General features: G+C 65.9%; 14 protein-coding genes. All 14 read left to right on the forward strand.

What is annotated here, in order from left to right; genetic code table 11:
• Positions 1-13 precede the first annotated feature (13 nt).
• Positions 14-1,090 carry a phospho-N-acetylmuramoyl-pentapeptide-transferase gene (gene mraY / locus AB0J29_RS33330; protein WP_364794611.1) on the forward strand — a complete coding sequence of 359 codons (1,077 nt, stop codon included), beginning with the start codon at positions 14-16 and terminating at the stop codon, positions 1,088-1,090.
• 49 nt (positions 1,091-1,139) lie between these two features.
• Positions 1,140-2,582, forward strand: a complete 1,443-nt coding sequence (gene murD / locus AB0J29_RS33335; protein ID WP_364794637.1) for a UDP-N-acetylmuramoyl-L-alanine--D-glutamate ligase — start codon at positions 1,140-1,142, stop codon at positions 2,580-2,582.
• On the forward strand, positions 2,579-4,057 hold the full coding sequence (gene ftsW / locus AB0J29_RS33340; protein WP_364794613.1) for a putative lipid II flippase FtsW: 1,479 nt from the start codon (positions 2,579-2,581) through the stop codon (positions 4,055-4,057). The genes murD and ftsW overlap by 4 nt, the downstream gene beginning before the upstream one ends.
• Positions 4,054-5,181 carry an undecaprenyldiphospho-muramoylpentapeptide beta-N-acetylglucosaminyltransferase gene (gene murG / locus AB0J29_RS33345; protein ID WP_364794614.1) on the forward strand — a complete coding sequence of 376 codons (1,128 nt, stop codon included), beginning with the start codon at positions 4,054-4,056 and terminating at the stop codon, positions 5,179-5,181. Before ftsW ends, murG begins: the two co-directional genes overlap by 4 nt.
• 92 nt (positions 5,182-5,273) lie before the next feature.
• Positions 5,274-6,713, forward strand: a complete 1,440-nt coding sequence (murC, locus tag AB0J29_RS33350; protein ID WP_364794638.1) for a UDP-N-acetylmuramate--L-alanine ligase — start codon at positions 5,274-5,276, stop codon at positions 6,711-6,713.
• Between the two features lie 6 nt (positions 6,714-6,719).
• On the forward strand, positions 6,720-7,412 hold the full coding sequence (locus tag AB0J29_RS33355; protein WP_364794616.1) for an FtsQ-type POTRA domain-containing protein: 693 nt from the start codon (positions 6,720-6,722) through the stop codon (positions 7,410-7,412).
• 323 nt (positions 7,413-7,735) lie between these two features.
• A complete protein-coding gene (gene ftsZ, locus AB0J29_RS33360; RefSeq protein WP_364794618.1) occupies positions 7,736-8,974 on the forward strand; it encodes a cell division protein FtsZ in 1,239 nt (412 codons plus the stop codon).
• Between the two features lie 196 nt (positions 8,975-9,170).
• Positions 9,171-9,881, forward strand: coding sequence for a peptidoglycan editing factor PgeF (gene pgeF / locus AB0J29_RS33365; RefSeq protein ID WP_364794620.1), 711 nt, complete (start codon positions 9,171-9,173; stop codon positions 9,879-9,881).
• Positions 9,878-10,627, forward strand: a complete 750-nt coding sequence (locus tag AB0J29_RS33370) for a YggS family pyridoxal phosphate-dependent enzyme (RefSeq protein ID WP_364794622.1) — start codon at positions 9,878-9,880, stop codon at positions 10,625-10,627. Before pgeF ends, AB0J29_RS33370 begins: the two co-directional genes overlap by 4 nt.
• Before the next feature lie 104 nt (positions 10,628-10,731).
• Complete coding sequence (locus tag AB0J29_RS33375) at positions 10,732-11,508, forward strand: cell division protein SepF (RefSeq protein WP_364794624.1); 777 nt, start codon at positions 10,732-10,734, stop codon at positions 11,506-11,508.
• Between the two features lie 125 nt (positions 11,509-11,633).
• A complete protein-coding gene (locus tag AB0J29_RS33380; RefSeq protein WP_040688811.1) occupies positions 11,634-11,924 on the forward strand; it encodes a YggT family protein in 291 nt (96 codons plus the stop codon).
• Between the two features lie 80 nt (positions 11,925-12,004).
• Positions 12,005-12,871: a DivIVA domain-containing protein gene (locus tag AB0J29_RS33385; protein WP_364794625.1), complete on the forward strand. Its 867-nt coding sequence runs from the start codon at positions 12,005-12,007 to the stop codon at positions 12,869-12,871.
• 89 nt (positions 12,872-12,960) lie between these two features.
• On the forward strand, positions 12,961-13,161 hold the full coding sequence (locus AB0J29_RS33390; RefSeq protein ID WP_364506427.1) for a hypothetical protein: 201 nt from the start codon (positions 12,961-12,963) through the stop codon (positions 13,159-13,161).
• A 296-nt stretch (positions 13,162-13,457) separates the two neighbouring features.
• Positions 13,458-16,658 (forward strand): isoleucine--tRNA ligase, encoded by a 3,201-nt coding sequence (gene ileS, locus AB0J29_RS33395; protein ID WP_364794627.1) that lies wholly within the window; start codon positions 13,458-13,460, stop codon positions 16,656-16,658.
• The last annotated feature ends 131 nt before the right edge of the window (positions 16,659-16,789 follow it).

The following is a 16,789-nucleotide window of genomic DNA, read 5'->3' on the forward strand; positions in this document are numbered from 1 at the left end:
GCGAGGCGGAGTCGTGAGGCAGATTATGTTCGCGGCGGGGATCGCGCTCGCGGTCTCCATCCTGTTGACGCCACTGTTGATACGGATCTTCGCCAGGCAGGGCTTCGGGCAGGAGATCCGGGTCGATGGTCCGGCTAGTCATCAGGCCAAACGCGGCACCCCGACCATGGGTGGTGTGGCCATTCTGGTCGGCATGTGGGCCGGCTACCTCGGCTCACATCTGATCGGCATCGGTTACGACGCCGACGGACCGTCTGCCTCGGGCATTCTGGTGCTCGGACTGACCACCGCACTCGGTGTGGTCGGCTTCCTCGACGACTTCATCAAGCTGCGCAAGCAGCGCAATCTGGGGCTGTCGGCCGCGGGCAAATACATCGGTCAGATCAGCGCCGCGGTCATTTTCGGCGTGCTCGCCTTGCAGTTCCGCGGCGGTAACGGGTTGACTCCGGCCAGTAAGCATCTGTCCTATGTCCGCGATATCACCACGGTGTCGATGGGCGTGATCATCTTCGTGTGCTGGGTCTGTCTGCTGGTCGTCGCGTGGTCCAATGCGGTGAACCTGACCGACGGCCTGGACGGTCTGGCCGCGGGATCGATGAGCCTCGTGCTGGGCGCCTACGTGATCATCACGTTCTGGCAGTACCGCAACGCTTGCGCGACGATTCCGGAGGCGGGTTGCTACAACGTGCGCGATCCGCTGGATCTGGCGCTGGTCTGTGCCTCGGCGGCCGCCGCGTGTGTGGGCTTCCTGTGGTGGAACGCCGCGCCCGCCAAGATCTTCATGGGTGATACCGGATCGCTGGCCCTGGGCGGCATGCTTGCGGGTCTGTCCATCACCACTCGCACCGAACTGCTGATGGTCGTGATCGGTGCGCTGTTCGTCGCCGAAACCGCATCGGTGGTGCTGCAAGTCGCGGTGTACCGCACAACCCGCAACCGGCTGTTCAAGATGGCGCCGTTCCATCATCACTTCGAACTCAGTAAGTGGGCCGAGACTACGGTGATCATCCGATTCTGGCTGTTGGCGGCCATGGCGTCGGCGGTCGGACTCGGCCTGTTCTACAGCGAATATCTCTCAGCGGTCGGGTGAAGTAGCGATGGTCGAACATTCTCCGCGTGCCCTGCGAACACCGGGGCCCATGCTCGAATTCCTGCGTGGCCGTGACGTTCTGGTGGCCGGATGGGGCGTCTCGGGCCGCTCGTTGATCGAACCGCTGCGCGATATCGGCGCGCGTCCGGTGGTCACGGACGGCGGTGCCGCCGCATTGGCCGAGGCGGCCGGACTCGGCTTGGACATTGCGACCTGCACCGAACTGGAAACCACGGACTGGAGCCGCTTCGCACTGGTCATCACCAGTCCGGGCTGGCGGCCGGATTCGCCGGTGCTCGCCGCCGCGGTGACCGAGGGCACCCCGGTCTGGGGCGATGTCGAGTTCGCCTGGTGGGTCGATCAGGCCAGGATCTACGGTCCAGTGCGCAAATGGCTGGTGGTGACCGGTACCAACGGCAAGACCACCACCACCTCGATGGTGCACTCCATCCTGCGCGCGGCCGGAATCGCCAGTGTCGCCTGCGGCAATATCGGGCTGCCGATCCTGGATGCGCTACGCCGCAATCCCGGTCCGCAGGTGCTCGCGGTCGAACTGTCCTCGTTCCAATTGCATTGGGCGCCATCGGTGCGGCCCGAGGCCGGTGTGGTGCTGAATGTGGCCGAGGACCACCTGGATTGGCACGGCGGCCTCGATGCCTACGCCGCAGCCAAGTCCAGGGCGCTGTACGGCCGTGTCGGTGTCGTCGGACTCGATGATCCGGTGGCCGCCTCGCTGGCCCGGCGCAGTAAGGCGCGCCGGATGGTCGGCTTCCGGATCGGCGTACCCGCCGACGGCGAACTCGGTGTCGTGGACGGCAAACTGCTCGACCGCGCTTTCACCAAGGCCGCCATCCTGGCCGAGGTCGGCGATATCAGCCCCAAGGGACCCGCCGGTGTCGCCGACGCACTCGCCGCCGCCGCGGTGACCAGGGCCATCGATGTGGCACCGCAGTTCGTGCGGGAAGGTCTCATCGAGCACAAGGTCGGTCCGCACCGGGCCGCGTTCGTGCGTGAGGTGGCCGAGGTCGAGTTCATCGACGACTCCAAGGCCACCAACCCGCATGCCGCCCGCTCCTCGATTCTCGGCCACCCGCAGGTGGTCTGGATCGCCGGTGGGCAGCTGAAGGGCGCCTCGGTCGAGGATCTGGTCGAGGAGATCGCCGACCGCCTCGTCGCCGCGGTGCTGATCGGGGCCGACGCGCCGGTGATCGCGGCTGCATTGACGCGACACGCGCCCGAGGTCCCAGTTGTCGAGGTCAGCGCGGGAGACCATGCAGGCATGGGTGACGCCGGTATCGATGAGAGCGCGGCCGACGCCGTGATGGCGCAGGCCGTGCGCGCCGCGGCCGGGTTTGCCCGTGCTGGGGACGCCGTACTGCTCGCTCCGGCCGCGGCTTCCTTGGATATGTTCGCCGATTACACCCACCGCGGGCGCAGTTTCGCCGCGGCGGTGGCCGCGCTGGAAGTCGGTGACATCGGGCGGCATCTATGACCGAGACGGCACGGCGGAATCGGCTGGCGGACACCAAGTTCGGCGCCTGGCTGGCGCGCCCGCTCGCGTCGTTCCATCTGGTCGTCACGATCGCGACACTGCTGACGGTGCTCGGTCTGGTCATGGTGTTGTCGGCATCCAGCGTCGAGGCGTATGTCGACGGCGGGTCGGCGTACTCGCTGTTCATCCAGCAGGCCATGTTCGCCGTGATCGGCGCGGTGCTGTTCTATGTGGCACTGCGGATTTCGTTGCGGCGACTGCGGCAATGGTCGTTTCCGCTGTTCGCGATCTCGGTGCTGGCGCTGGTGCTGGTGCTGATTCCCGGCATCGGCTCCGAGGTGCAGGGTGCGCGGCGCTGGTTCTTCATCGGGCCGATCTCGGTGCAGCCGTCGGAGATCGTGAAGGTGACACTGGTGGTGTGGGGTGCGCATCTGCTCGCCTCGCGCCGCTCGGAACGCGCCGCGCTCAAGGATATTCTGGTGCCGCTGGTGCCCGCCGGTCTGCTGGTGTGTCTGCTCGTCGTGCTGGAGCCGAATCTGTCGACCACCATTGCGCTCGGCATCGTGCTCGCCGCACTGCTGTGGTTCGGTGGGCTGCCGGTGCGGCTGTTCGTCACCATCGCGATTGCGGGCATGATCGCCGCGGGCATTCTCGCGCTGTCCGCCGGTTATCGTTCGGACCGGATGCGTGCCTTCTTCAATCCGGGCGACGATCCGCAGGGCATCAATTACCAAGCGCGCCAGGCGCTGTACTCGCTGGCCGACGGCGGGATCTGGGGTCGCGGCCTCGGCCAGAGCCGGGCCAAATGGCAGTACCTGCCGAATGCGCACAACGACTTCATCTTCGCCATCATCGGCGAGGAACTCGGATTCCTCGGCTGCGCACTGGTTCTGGGCCTGTTCGCGCTGTTCGTCTATACCGGCCTGCGCATTGCGAGCCGTTCGGTCGATCCGTTCCTGCGGCTGCTCACCGCGACCGCGACGACCTGGATCACCGGCCAGGCGCTGATCAATATCGGCTATGTGGTCAACCTGCTCCCGGTGACCGGTCTGCAGTTGCCGCTGGTTTCGGCGGGCGGTTCGTCGCTGGCGATCACCCTGTTCATGTTCGGCATCATCGCCAATGCGGCCCGGCACGAACCCGAGGCGATCGCGGCACTACAGGCCGGACAGGATGGCCGAGTCAGCCGACTGCTGCGATTGCCCAAGCCGGAGGTGTACTCACCGGCGAAGGCGGACGCGGCGCGTGCGCGCTCGGCCGCGGCCAAGGCCAGGGCGGCCGAACAGCGGGCACGGGCCGAACGGGCCAAGGCCGACCGGGCACGGGCCGCGCTGCCGCAGGGGCGGCGGACCCAATCCGACTCCGGTCGACGGCGGGCGCCCGAGAGCAGGGGCACGAGTTCACTGCGGGCGACCAGGGCATGGGAGCCCAGCTATCCGATAAACCATGCGAGAGATCGGGGAAGATCCAGGTGAGTGCGGAGCGACCCCGCAAGCCACTATCGGTGATCGTCGCGGGCGGTGGTACCGCGGGACATATCGAGCCCGCGCTGGCCGTCGCCGACGCGTTGCGGCGACTCGACAATTCGATCCGGGTCACCGCACTCGGCACCGAACGCGGACTCGAGACCAGACTGGTACCCGAGCGCGGTTATCCGCTGGAGTTGATTCCGCCGGTTCCGTTGCCGCGCAAACCGACCGCGGATCTGCTGCGGCTGCCCGGCCGTGTCCGCGCGTCGGTGGCTCGGACCAGGGCGGTCATCGACGCGGTCGAGGCCGATGTGATCGTCGGCTTCGGCGGCTATGTCGCACTGCCGGCCTACCTCGCGGCCGGCCGCGGCATGCTCGGCCGCAGGCGTGCGGTGCCGGTGGTGGTGCACGAGGCGAATGCCAAGGCCGGAATCGCCAATAAGGTCGGTGCCAGGCGCGCGGCCAGAGTGCTTGCCGCCGTACCCGATTCGGGTCTGGCCAAGGCCGAGGTCATCGGCATTCCGGTGCGCGGGTCCATTACCTCACTGGATCGGGCCGCGCTGCAAGCCGAGGCCCGTGCCCATTTCGGCCTGCCAGCCGAGGGACCGGTGCTGCTGGTCTTCGGTGGCTCGCAGGGGGCGGTCTCGTTGAACAAGGCGATTTCCGGCGCGGCGGCACAGCTGGCCGCGGCGGGCGTCTCGGTGCTGCACGCGCACGGTCCCAAGAACACCCTCGAGGTCCCGGATGCGGATGAAGGTGGGGCGCGGTATGTCGCCGTGCCGTATCTTTCCCGGATGGACCTGGCCTATGCCGCCGCCGACGCGGTCGTCTGCCGCTCCGGCGCGATGACCGTCGCCGAGGTGTCGGCGGTCGGCCTGCCCGCGTTCTATGTACCGCTGCCACACGGCAACGGTGAACAGGAACTCAATGCCAGACCGATCGTCCGCCAGGGCGGTGGCAGAATCGTCCCGGATGCCGAGCTGACCCCGAAATACGTGATCGACGAGGTGATACCGCTGCTGACCGACCGCGCACGGCTGATCGAAATGAGCCTGTCCGCCGCAGGCGCCGGACACCGCGACGCCGCCGACGAGCTGGCACGCGTTGTCGTCGAGGTGAGCGGCCGGTGACCACGGGAGCCGATGCCACCGAATCCGGGGCGGTCGAATCCGGCGCCGACGAGGCGCGCTCTGCCCTGCCGCCTGAATTGGCGCGGGTGCATATGGTCGGGATCGGTGGTGCGGGCATGTCCGGTATCGCCCGCATCCTGCTCGCGCGCGGTGGCTCGGTCTCCGGTTCGGACGCCAAGGAGAGCCGCGGCGTGCTCGCGCTGCGGGCCCGCGGCGCTCAGGTGCGCATCGGTCACGATGCCAGCGCCCTCGACCTGCTGCCCGGCGGCCCGACGGCGGTGGTCACCACCTATGCCGCCATCCCCAAGACCAATCCCGAACTGGTCGAAGCGAATCGGCGCGATATTCCGGTGCTGTTGCGTCCCGCCGTGCTCGCCTCGCTGATGCAGGGACATCGGACATTGCTGGTCTCGGGCACGCACGGCAAGACCTCGACTACCTCCATGCTGATCGTGTCTTTACAGCACTGTGGATTCGATCCGTCCTTCGCGGTCGGCGGCGAACTCAACGAGGCGGGGACCAATGCCCATCACGGCACCGGCGAAATATTCGTCGCCGAGGCCGACGAGAGCGACGGCTCACTGCTGCAATACCACCCGGATGTCGCCGTGGTCACCAATATCGAATCCGATCACCTGGATTTCTTCGGTTCCGATGCGGCCTATGTCCAGGTCTTCGACGATTTCGCCGACCGTCTCGGTCCCGGCGGGCTGCTGGTGGTGTGTCTGGACGATCCCGGTTCGCGGGCGCTGACCGAGCGGGTCGGTGTGCGGTTGGCGGAGAAGAACGTTCGGGTGCTCGGCTACGGATCGGGTGAGCTGGCCGACGCGCCGGTGCCGGTAGGCGTGCGGCTGCACAGTTGGGAGCCGCGCGATGTCGGCGGCCTGGCCCAGTTCCAGCTCGCCGACGAGGCCGCGCCGCGTACCCTGCGGCTCGCGGTGCCCGGTCGACATATGGCGCTGAACGCGTTGGCCGCGCTGCTCGCCGCGCGCGCCGCTGGTGCGGATGTGGACGAAATCGTGCAGGGGCTGGAGGGTTTCGGCGGTGTGCACCGCCGGTTCCAGTTCGTGGGCCGGGAAAACGGCGTGCGCGTCTTCGACGATTACGCCCACCATCCGACCGAGGTGCGCGCGGTACTCGGCGCGGCCGCCGAGTTGGTGCGGCAGGAGGCTCGGGATGGCGCCCGCTCCCGACAGGGCCGGGTCATCGTGGTGTTCCAGCCGCACCTCTACAGTCGCACCGCCACCTTCGCCCAGGATTTCGGCGCGGCTCTGAGCCTTGCCGACGAGGTCGTCGTGCTCGATGTCTATGGTGCGCGGGAGAAGCCGCTGCCGGGTGTCAACGGGGCACTGGTCGCACAAGCGGTCACCAAACCCGTGCATTACCAGCCGGATATATCGCGGGTCGGCCGTCAGGTCGCGGGCCTGGCCTTGCCCGGCGATGTGGTGATCACCATGGGCGCGGGCGATGTGACGATGCTCGGCAGCCAGATTCTCGATGGGCTGCGCGCGCGTCCGCAATACGGGCGGTGACCCGCGATGCGCACCGCCGGTGACTGGTTCGACCGGGCACACCGGGGTCGCCTGCGTCGGTGGAGTTGGCTGGGCGTGTGCGTCCTTACCGTTGTCCTCGTACTCGCCTGGTTCACCCCGGTGCTTTCGGCGAGCACGGTCGAGATCGACGGTTTGGTCGCGGTGCCCGAGGAACAGGTGCGCGACAAACTCGAGATTCCGTCCGGCCGCTCGATGTTGCGCATCGACACCGATGCGATGGCCCGGCGGGTGGCGAGCATTCCGAAGGTCCGCACCGCACGGGTGCAGCGGGTACTTCCGTCCACCGTCAAGGTGACGGTGGTGGAGCGCACGCCGGTATTGTTCTGGGACAGTCCGCAAGGCGCGCATCTGATTGATGCGGAGGGTGTGAAGTTCGCGATCGAGGACGCGCCCATCGGTGTTCCGAAGCTGACCACCGAATATCCGGACGGCACCGATCCGGTGACCCGGGCCGCGGTCTCGGTTTTGGCGGTATTGCCTGCCGCGCTGGTCGTGCAAGTGGACGAGGTTGTCGCGCGGTCGATTTCGAATATTTCCCTGAACCTGCGCGACGGTCGCACTGTACTGTGGGGAGGAACTAATGACGCGGAACGCAAGGCGGCCGTGGTGATGCCGCTGTTGACCCGCGATGGAACGGTGTTCGATGTTTCGAGTCCGAATCTGGTCACGGTAAAGTGATCGATACCCTTTGTGCCCAGGGGTTTTTCGATGGAACTGTGACCGCAGTGGGAACAGCCCAGCGAGACCGGGCGTTCGGGGGCAACCGTTCACGATATGACGTGTTGCGCGGCGAGACGAGTGGGATCACACAAGATTCTGTCAGTCGTTTCGGCGCGCCTGCGCGTCTATCGCGGCGGCTGCGAATAGCGTTCCGCAGCAGTCGGATACTTGACATAACGCTGACCCTATGGTTGAGGTTTAGGGTTTGCCCGGACTTGCCACAGGCCGAATGTCGAGAGTCCGAAAACGACAGACTTTAGATCTAAGGAAGGCGAAGGCCCATGACGCCCCCGCACAACTACCTTGCGGTGATCAAGGTCGTCGGTATCGGTGGCGGCGGCGTGAATGCCGTCAACCGGATGATCGAACAGGGACTCAAGGGAGTCGAGTTCATCGCGGTCAACACCGACGCGCAGGCGCTGCTGATGAGCGATGCCGACGTCAAGCTCGACGTCGGCCGTGAGCTCACCCGCGGTCTCGGTGCCGGTGCCGACCCGGAGGTCGGTCGCAAAGCCGCCGAGGATCACAAGGACGAGATCGAAGAGGTGCTCAAGGGCGCCGATATGGTTTTCGTCACCGCGGGTGAGGGCGGCGGCACCGGTACCGGTGGCGCACCCGTCGTCGCGAGCATCGCGCGCAAGCTCGGCGCGCTCACCATCGGTGTCGTCACGAGGCCGTTTTCCTTCGAGGGCAAGCGGCGTGGCAATCAGGCCGAAGTGGGCATCAACCTGCTGCGCGAATCCTGCGACACGCTCATCGTCATCCCTAACGATCGGCTGCTGCAGCTCGGCGATGCGGCGGTGAGCCTGATGGACGCCTTCCGCTCCGCCGATGAGGTGCTGCTCAACGGTGTGCAGGGCATTACCGACCTGATCACCACCCCGGGTCTGATCAATGTCGACTTCGCCGACGTGAAGAGCGTGATGTCCGGCGCGGGAAGCGCGTTGATGGGTATCGGTTCGGCGCGTGGCGAGGGCCGTTCGGTCAAGGCCGCCGAATCGGCGATCAATTCGCCACTGCTCGAGGCATCGATGGATGGCGCGCACGGCGTGCTGCTCTCGATCGCGGGCGGTTCGGATCTGGGTCTGTTCGAAATCAACGAGGCCGCCTCGCTGGTGCAGGAGGCCGCGCATATCGAGGCGAATATCATCTTCGGTACCGTCATCGACGATTCGCTCGGCGATGAGGTTCGCGTCACGGTGATCGCGGCCGGTTTCGACGGCGGCGGGCCGGCGCGGCGCACCTTCGAGGCGGGCCGCGGCGCGATCGGTTCGGGCCGGGCCGGTGAGATCGGCTCGACCGGCCGGACCAGTGAGATCGCCGCCGCCGCGCGCACCGAAACCACTTCCGCCGCAGGTCAAACCGGCTCCGTTCGGGGCGCGGTGCCCAGCTACCGGGATTCCGAACGGGCCCGCACGCTGGCCGACCCGACGGTCACGCACAATACGCGTTCGCATATCGAGCCGCCGGATACCGACGATGATGACGACGTCGACGTGCCGTCGTTCATGCGTCGCTAGGGTACGAGCACATCGCTCGGCAGGACTGGCACACTGGGCGGTATGCCCACGCAACAACAGATCTCGTACGCACATGGGTAACTCGTCGGGAATGCCCAGCACTCGGCCAGGCACAAGACCGATGGCCCACAACGGTGCCGTTGACGCACTCGACGACCGGCAAAAGTTCCGGGGAGGCGGGCGAGCAGCGCCGCCATTGACCGTTCGACGAGTGACAACCACCAGAGCGGGCGGTTTCTCGGCGCCGCCATACGATTCGTTCAATCTGGGGGACCATGTGGGGGACGACCCGGCGGCCGTGCAGCGGAACCGGGACCGGCTGGCCGAGGGTATCGGCCTGTCACCGGATCGGCTCGTGTGGATGGAACAGATCCATGGGCGCACAGTCGAAATCATCGATGGGCCACAGGATGCGCCGGTGCCCGCCACCGACGCAGTGGTGACGACCGTGCCAGGTCTTGCACTGGTGGTGCTCACCGCGGACTGCGTGCCGATCCTGCTGTCCGATGACGAGGCAGGCGTGATCGCGGCCGTACATGCCGGGCGGATCGGTGCGCGCATCGGCATCGTGCCGCGCGTCTTGGATGCAATGGTTTCGGCCGGTGCCCGCATCGAGCGCATCGGCGCTTTTCTCGGCCCGGCAGCATCGGGCCGTCAATACGAGGTGCCCGCCGCGATGCGCGCCGACGTCGAGGCGCATCTACCCGGCAGCGCGACAACCACCGTGCGCGGCACGCCCGCACTCGACCTGCGCGCCGGAATCAACAGACAGCTCACCGAAGCGGGAATCGGCGCGGTCGCCATCGATCCGCGCTGCACGATCGAGGACAAGACGCTGTTCAGTCATCGCCGTGGCGCACCGACCGGTCGCATCGCGGGTGTCATCTGGATGCAGGCGGACGCATGAGGCCGGAATCGATTGCCGCCGAGGCCATGGACGGCCGGACCGCCGAACTCGCGGCGAATCTCGCCGATCTGAACAAGCGCATCGGCGCGGCTTGCCTTGCGGCCGGGCGTGATCCGGGCTCGGTGCGGCTGCTGCCTGTGACGAAGTTCTTCCCGGCCACCGATATCGCTATCCTGCATCGCTTGGGCTGCCGGGATTTCGGCGAGTCCAGGGAGCAGGAGGCCACCGCGAAGGTCGCCGAGCTGGCAGACCTCGCGGAGGTGCGCTGGCACATGATCGGTCGGCTGCAGCGCAACAAGGCACGGATCGTCGCGCGCTGGGCACATGCCGTGCACTCGGTCGACAGCGAACGGCTGGCAACGGCCCTTGACACCGCGGCGCGAGCCGCCTTGGACTCGGGGGAGCGCGCTGAACCGGTTCGCGTATTGGTCCAGGTGAGCCTGGACGAGGATCCGGGTCGGGGCGGCGTCGCCCCGGAAGATCTTGCGGCACTGACCGCTCGGGTGGCCACCGCACCAGGACTGCAGTTCGTGGGCCTGATGGCGATTCCCCCGCTCGACGCCGTGCCCGCCGATGCTTTTGCACGCCTTGCGCATGTGCATGCGCTGGTGCGCGCGGATCATCCCGAAGCGACCGAACTCTCCGCGGGCATGTCGGGTGATCTGGAATTGGCAATCGAACACGGTGCTACCTGTGTGCGTGTCGGTACCGCCTTGATGGGCGCTCGACCGATAACCTCGGCGTAGCAAAGAACCTCATCAGTCACATTTGACACATATGCTGGGACTGGAGAGGACTGAGCAAGACTTCAACACCCGGCCGCCACCGGGGCCGAAGGAAGGTCTATGAAATGAGCACGCTGCACAAGTTCAAGGCGTACTTCGGCATGGTTCCGCTCGAGGATTACGAAGACGATTACGTCGCCGAACCCGCCCCCCGCGGTGTGGACGAGCGCGGCTCACGTCGTCCCCGGCCCCGTGACTATTCCGAGCGCGCCGGTTACGGCGCGGACCGCTATGCCGACGACCGCTATGCCGACGAGCCGGATTACGCGGAGCCGGCGTACAAGTCGCCGTACAAGGCGGGATACCCGGTGTCTCGGCGCGACGATTATGTCGACGAGCCCTATGGGGACGACCGCTATGACGCGCGGCCGCGCCCTACCAGGATCGATGCCGCGCCGGGCGCGTCCCGATTCCGTGCGGGCGGCAATGCGCCGATGCTGCGGGGAGCCACCAGGGGTGCGCTCGCCGTCGATCCCGAGGCCGAGGAGCGGCGAATGGAGGAGCGCGTGCGCCCCGAGCCCGCGCCCGCGCGTCGGCCGGGGATCTTCGAGGACGGAGGTCCCTTGTCCAAGATCACGACGCTGCGCCCGCGCGACTACAGCGAGGCCCGCATTATCGGTGAGCGTTTCCGCGAGGGCAACCCGGTGATCATGGACCTGGTCGATCTGAGCAATGCCGACGCGAAGCGGCTGGTCGACTTCGCCGCCGGTCTCGCATTCGCGCTGCGTGGCTCATTCGACAAGGTCGCGACCAAAGTGTTCCTGCTCTCACCCGCCGATGTCGATGTCTCGGCCGAGGAGCGTCGCAGGATCGCCGAAACCGGCTTCTACAACCAGAAATAACGCTTGTGTTCCGGGGGTTCTGTCAGACCCGTTGGGTATCGGGCTGACGTTTTCGAGCGATCTGCGAGCCGTTGCCAGCGGTGTGGTCACTTTGCGCGGCGCGGATTTTCGGGCAGAGTAAGGTCGTGGCCTTGTTTGCGGTGTTGTACTTCGTGCTGTTCATCTTCTGGCTGTTGTTGATCAGCCGAGTGATCGTCGAGTTCATCCGTAGCTTTGCCCGAGACTGGCGCCCGAGTGGCTTCGTCGTCGTGATCCTCGAGGTGATCTTCACGATCACCGATCCTCCGGTGAAACTCCTGAGGCGGTTGATACCACCGGTGTCATTGGGAGGAATTCGGCTCGATCTGTCGATTATGGTCCTGCTTTTCGTCGTCTTCATCTCGATGACGTTTGTGGGCGGCCACGCCGACGGGTAGCCCAGGTGTGTCAGAATGAACCGAGAAGATAGCTTGCTAGATCTGCTAGATCTCCCAAAGACGCGTGAAGGGATCCTTCCATGCCGCTGACCCCAGCCGATGTGCACAACGTCGCGTTCAGCAAACCGCCGATCGGGAAGCGCGGCTACAACGAGGATGAGGTAGACGCCTTCCTGGATCTCGTGGAGCAGGAGCTCTCGCGTCTGATCGAGGAGAATGCCGACCTGCGCCAGCGGGTTGCCGAGCTCGATGCGGAACTGGCTGATGCCAAGAAGAATCGCGGTCCGGCCAATGTCAATGCCGTGGTGAAAGCACCAGTTCCGCAAGCCCCACCGCCCCAGCCCGAGCCCATCAAACCACCTGTTCAGCAGGCCCCGCCGCCGCCTCCGATGCCGGTCGCGGTACCGGTAGCCAAGGATGCGCCGAGCGCCGATGCGAATCTGCAGGCGGCCAAGGTACTCAGCCTCGCCCAAGAGATGGCGGACCGGCTGACCACCGATGCGAAGCTCGAAGCGGAGAATCTGCTGTCGAACGCGCGAGCCAATTCCGAGCGCCTGGTCGGCGATGCGCGAACCCGCTCGGAGGCGATGATCGCCGATGCGCGGCAGAAGTCGGATGCGATGCTGTCGGATGCCCAGACCCGTTCGGACAATCAGCTACGGCAGGCCAAGGAGAAGGCCGACGCGCTGCAGGCCGATGCCGAGCGCAAGCACACCGAGATCATGGCCACCATCACCCAACAGCGCAGCGTGCTGGAAAGCCGGATCGAGCAGCTCAAGACCTTCGAGCGGGAATACCGCGTGCGGCTGAAGTCGTACCTGGAATCCCAGCTCGAGGAGTTGGAGAACCGCGGCTCGGCGGTGCCGGTGGACGGCGGCGAGGCTTTCGTGGACGTCAATACCGCGAACAATCTCGCTCCCGCCTCGTTCGCCAAGGGCGCCAAGTAGTCTCTCGTAGTAGAGAGATATCTCCGCTGTAGTTGCTGTTCGAGTAGCTAGAGGTACGCCGAGCCGCCTGGTACGCCTAGGGGGTCAATATGCTCGTCTTGACGCTTGTCTTGGCCGCGATCGGGTTCGCCCTGCTAGTGACCGCGCTGACCACCGGGTCGGTGCTGTGGGCATGGGGGTGCATCCTCGTCTGTATCATGGGCGCTGTGCTGTTGCTGGTGAGCGCGCTTTCCATGCGCAGCTCTGATAGCGATACCGCGCCACCGCCTGGTCGCCATGCGAAACGGTAATCGTAGGCCCTACAAATCGGTTTGACCGTCCTGGTTAGAATCAAACATGTAATCGGCGTAGATCCGGCCATCACCGGGGAGTCTTCGGAAGAACGGTGCGCACACCGCGCCCAGTAGAACCGAACGGGTGAGCCCGTCACAGCTCGAAACGAGAGGTCCTGGTTGGTCGCCGCGGATCGGCGCGCCGCCCGGACAAGCGGGGTGGTACCGCGGTTTCGACGCAACCGGCGTCGTCATCGTCCCCGTGCTGACACTTACGCGCTACGGCGCGGCGGCACGAGGAGACGGGATCCGCGATGGCGGACGAACCTTCGAGCAGCGCATACCCGCGCGTCGATCTGGCAGGCCCTGTCGAGCGACCTGCAAACAGTCGCTACGCAGCCGGCAGCGGGGCATCCTTCCCGGACCTGGAGCGTCGGGTACTCGACGGCTGGGCCGCCGACGACACCTTCCGCGCCAGCATCGAGAACCGTTCGGGTGCAGCGGAGTTCGTCTTCTATGACGGTCCGCCGTTTGCCAACGGATTGCCACATTATGGACATCTGCTCACCGGGTACGTGAAGGATGTCATCCCGCGTTTCCAGACGATGCGCGGCAAGCAGGTCGATCGACGTTTCGGCTGGGACTGTCACGGACTGCCCGCGGAAATCGAAGCGGAAAAGCAGCTCGGTATCACGGACAAATCACAGATCGATGCCATGGGGCTCGCGGAATTCAACGCGGCCTGTAAATCCTCGGTACTGCGCTACACGGGGGAATGGCGTAATTATGTGACGCGTCAGGCCCGCTGGGTCGACTTCGACAACGACTACAAGACACTGGATCTCGACTTCATGGAGTCGGTGATGTGGGCGTTCAAGTCGCTGTACGACAAGGGCCTGATCTACCAGGGGTTCCGGGTGCTGCCCTACAGCTGGTACGAGCAGACTCCGCTGTCGAATCAGGAAAGCCGGCTCGACGACGCCTACAAGATGCGTCAGGATCCGGCCGTCACCGTGGATATGGTGCTGCGCGTACCCGGCGAGCATCCGCTGCACGAACTCGATGGCGCCAACGCACTCATCTGGACCACCACGCCGTGGACGCTGCCGTCGAACCTCGCGATCGCGGTGCATCCGGATGTGCGCTACGTGCATGTGCGCGGCACCGACGGCAAGCGCTATCTGCTGGCCGCCGAACGGGTCTCGCACTACGCCCGCGAACTCGGCAACGCTGAATCCTCTGGTCGCTCCGCAGGCTCCGCTCCTGTCGAGGTGCTCGGCGAATTCGATGGTGCCGCCCTCGCGGATCTGTCCTACACCCCGCCGTTCGACTTCTTCGTCGGCCATCCCAACGCGCACCGCGTGCTGACCGCCGACTACGTGACCACCGACTCCGGCACCGGAATCGTGCACCTCGCACCGGCCTTCGGTGAGGAGGATATGGATGTCGCCGGCGCCAACGGCATCGAGCTCGTGCAGCCGCTGGATCCGGGCGGCAAGTTCACCTCGATGGTGCCGCCATACGAGGGCCTGATGGTCTTCGACGCCAATCCGGTGATCATCAAGGATCTCAAGGCGGCCGGAAAGCTGCTGCGGCACGAGACGATCGAGCACTCCTACCCGCACAGCTGGCGCTCCGGTCAGCCGCTGATCTACATGGCGGTGCCGTCCTGGTTCGTCGCGGTGACCAAGTTCCGCGACCGCATGGTCGAGCTGAATCAGCAGATCACTTGGGTGCCCGAACACATCCGCGATGGACAGTTCGGCAAGTGGCTCGAGGGTGCGCGAGACTGGAATATCAGCCGTAACCGGTACTGGGGCAGCCCGATCCCGGTGTGGATCTCCGATGATCCGGCTTACCCGCGGATCGATGTGTACGGTTCGTTGGACGAGTTGGAGCGCGATTTCGGCGTGCGCCCGAGCGATCTGCACCGGCCGACCATCGACGAGCTGACCCGGCCGAATCCCGATGATCCGACCGGTAAGTCGACCATGCGCCGGGTGCCGGAGGTGCTGGACTGCTGGTTCGAATCGGGCTCTATGCCCTACGCCCAGGTGCACTACCCGTTCGAGAACAAGGAGTGGTTCGACGGCCACTTCCCGGGCGATTTCATTGTCGAGTACAACGGGCAGACTCGCGGCTGGTTCTACAACCTGCACGTGCTCTCGACCGCGCTGTTCGACAGCGCGGCCTTCAAAACCGTTGTCGCGCACGGCATCGTGCTCGGTGACGACGGGCTGAAGATGAGTAAGTCCAAGGGCAACTACCCGGATGTGAACGAGGTGTTCGACCGGGATGGCTCCGATGCGATGCGCTGGTTCCTGATGAGTTCGCCGATCCTGCGCGGCGGCAATCTCATCGTCACCGAGCGCGGCATCCGTGAGGGGGTGAGCCACGCGCTGCGCCCGCTGTGGAACGCGTGGACCTTCCTGCAGCTCTATGCCTCGAAATCCGGTGTGTGGCGCACGGATTCGCCGCATGTGCTGGACCGCTACATTCTGGCCAAGTTGGCCGCGACCCAGGATGCGATGACCGCGGCGCTCGAGGTCTACGACATCGCCGGCGCCTGTGACGAATTGCGCGCCTTCGCCGACGCGCTTACCAATTGGTATGTGCGCCGGTCACGTTCGCGCTTCTGGGACGAGGACCGGGATGCGGTCGACACACTGCATACCGTGCTCGAGATCGTCACCCGGCTGGCCGCGCCGCTGCTGCCGCTGATCTCGGAGGTGATCTGGCGCGGACTGACCGGCGAGCGGTCGGTGCATCTGGCCGATTGGCCCAAGCAGGGTGAGCTGCCGGAGGATCCGGATCTGGTCGCCGCCATGGACGAAGTCCGGGTGGTCTGCTCGACGGTGCTGAGCCTGCGCAAGGCGCAGAACCTGCGGGTGCGCCTGCCGCTGACCGAGGTCACCATCGCCGCGCCCGATGCCGAGCGGCTGCGGCCGTTCGCCGATATCATCGCCGATGAGGTGAATGTCAAGAAGGTCGACCTGACCACCGATGTCGCCGTGCACGGCCGTTTCGAGTTGGTTGTGAACGCCCGCGCCGCGGGCCCGCGCCTCGGCAAGGATGTGCAGACCGTGATCAAGGCGGTGAAGGCGGGCGAATGGTCCGAGAACGCCGCCGGTGTGGTCACCGCCGCGGGCATCGAACTGCTGCCGGAGGAGTACACCCAGCGCCTGGTCGCGGCCGAGCCGGAGTCCACCGCGGCCCTGCCCGGCAATGCGGGCCTGGTCGTCCTCGATTCGGTGGTGACCGAGGACCTCGAGGCCGAGGGTTGGGCCCGCGATGTGATCCGCGATCTGCAGGAGACGCGAAAGTCACTGGGGCTGGAAGTTTCCGATCGCATCATCGTGGTGCTCGCGGTGCCCGCCGATAAGCAGGACTGGGCACAGTCCCACCGCGACCTCATCGCGGGCGAAATCCTCGCCACCGAGCTGACTTTCGGTGATCCTGGCGCGAATGCCGCCGAAATCGTCGGTGGCGTGCGGGTATCGATCGTGAAGGCCTGAGCCGAAATACGGTCTTTCGACCAATGGTCGGGGCGGGAGGTCGAGTGTCGAGCGACCGTCGGGCAGGTGGTGATGGGGGAGTCGGGTGCCGGGTTGGCCGGTGAGGTCGAGATGCGCCATGGTGTGCGGGC

The organism is Nocardia sp. NPDC049707, from assembly GCF_040674855.1.
Classification (GTDB): domain Bacteria; phylum Actinomycetota; class Actinomycetes; order Mycobacteriales; family Mycobacteriaceae; genus Nocardia.

Coding starts and splice junctions, on each gene's coding strand:
- murD (WP_364794637.1), top strand. CDS start 1,140: ATGCTCGAATTCCTGCGTGGCCGTGACGTTCTGGTGGCCGGATGGGGC.
- ftsW (WP_364794613.1), top strand. CDS start 2,579: ATGACCGAGACGGCACGGCGGAATCGGCTGGCGGACACCAAGTTCGGC.
- AB0J29_RS33370 (WP_364794622.1), top strand. CDS start 9,878: ATGAGGCCGGAATCGATTGCCGCCGAGGCCATGGACGGCCGGACCGCC.
- AB0J29_RS33385 (WP_364794625.1), top strand. CDS start 12,005: ATGCCGCTGACCCCAGCCGATGTGCACAACGTCGCGTTCAGCAAACCG.
- ileS (WP_364794627.1), top strand. CDS start 13,458: ATGGCGGACGAACCTTCGAGCAGCGCATACCCGCGCGTCGATCTGGCA.
- AB0J29_RS33390 (WP_364506427.1), top strand. CDS start 12,961: ATGCTCGTCTTGACGCTTGTCTTGGCCGCGATCGGGTTCGCCCTGCTA.
- AB0J29_RS33355 (WP_364794616.1), top strand. CDS start 6,720: ATGCGCACCGCCGGTGACTGGTTCGACCGGGCACACCGGGGTCGCCTG.
- ftsZ (WP_364794618.1), top strand. CDS start 7,736: ATGACGCCCCCGCACAACTACCTTGCGGTGATCAAGGTCGTCGGTATC.
- murC (WP_364794638.1), top strand. CDS start 5,274: ATGGTCGGGATCGGTGGTGCGGGCATGTCCGGTATCGCCCGCATCCTG.
- AB0J29_RS33375 (WP_364794624.1), top strand. CDS start 10,732: ATGAGCACGCTGCACAAGTTCAAGGCGTACTTCGGCATGGTTCCGCTC.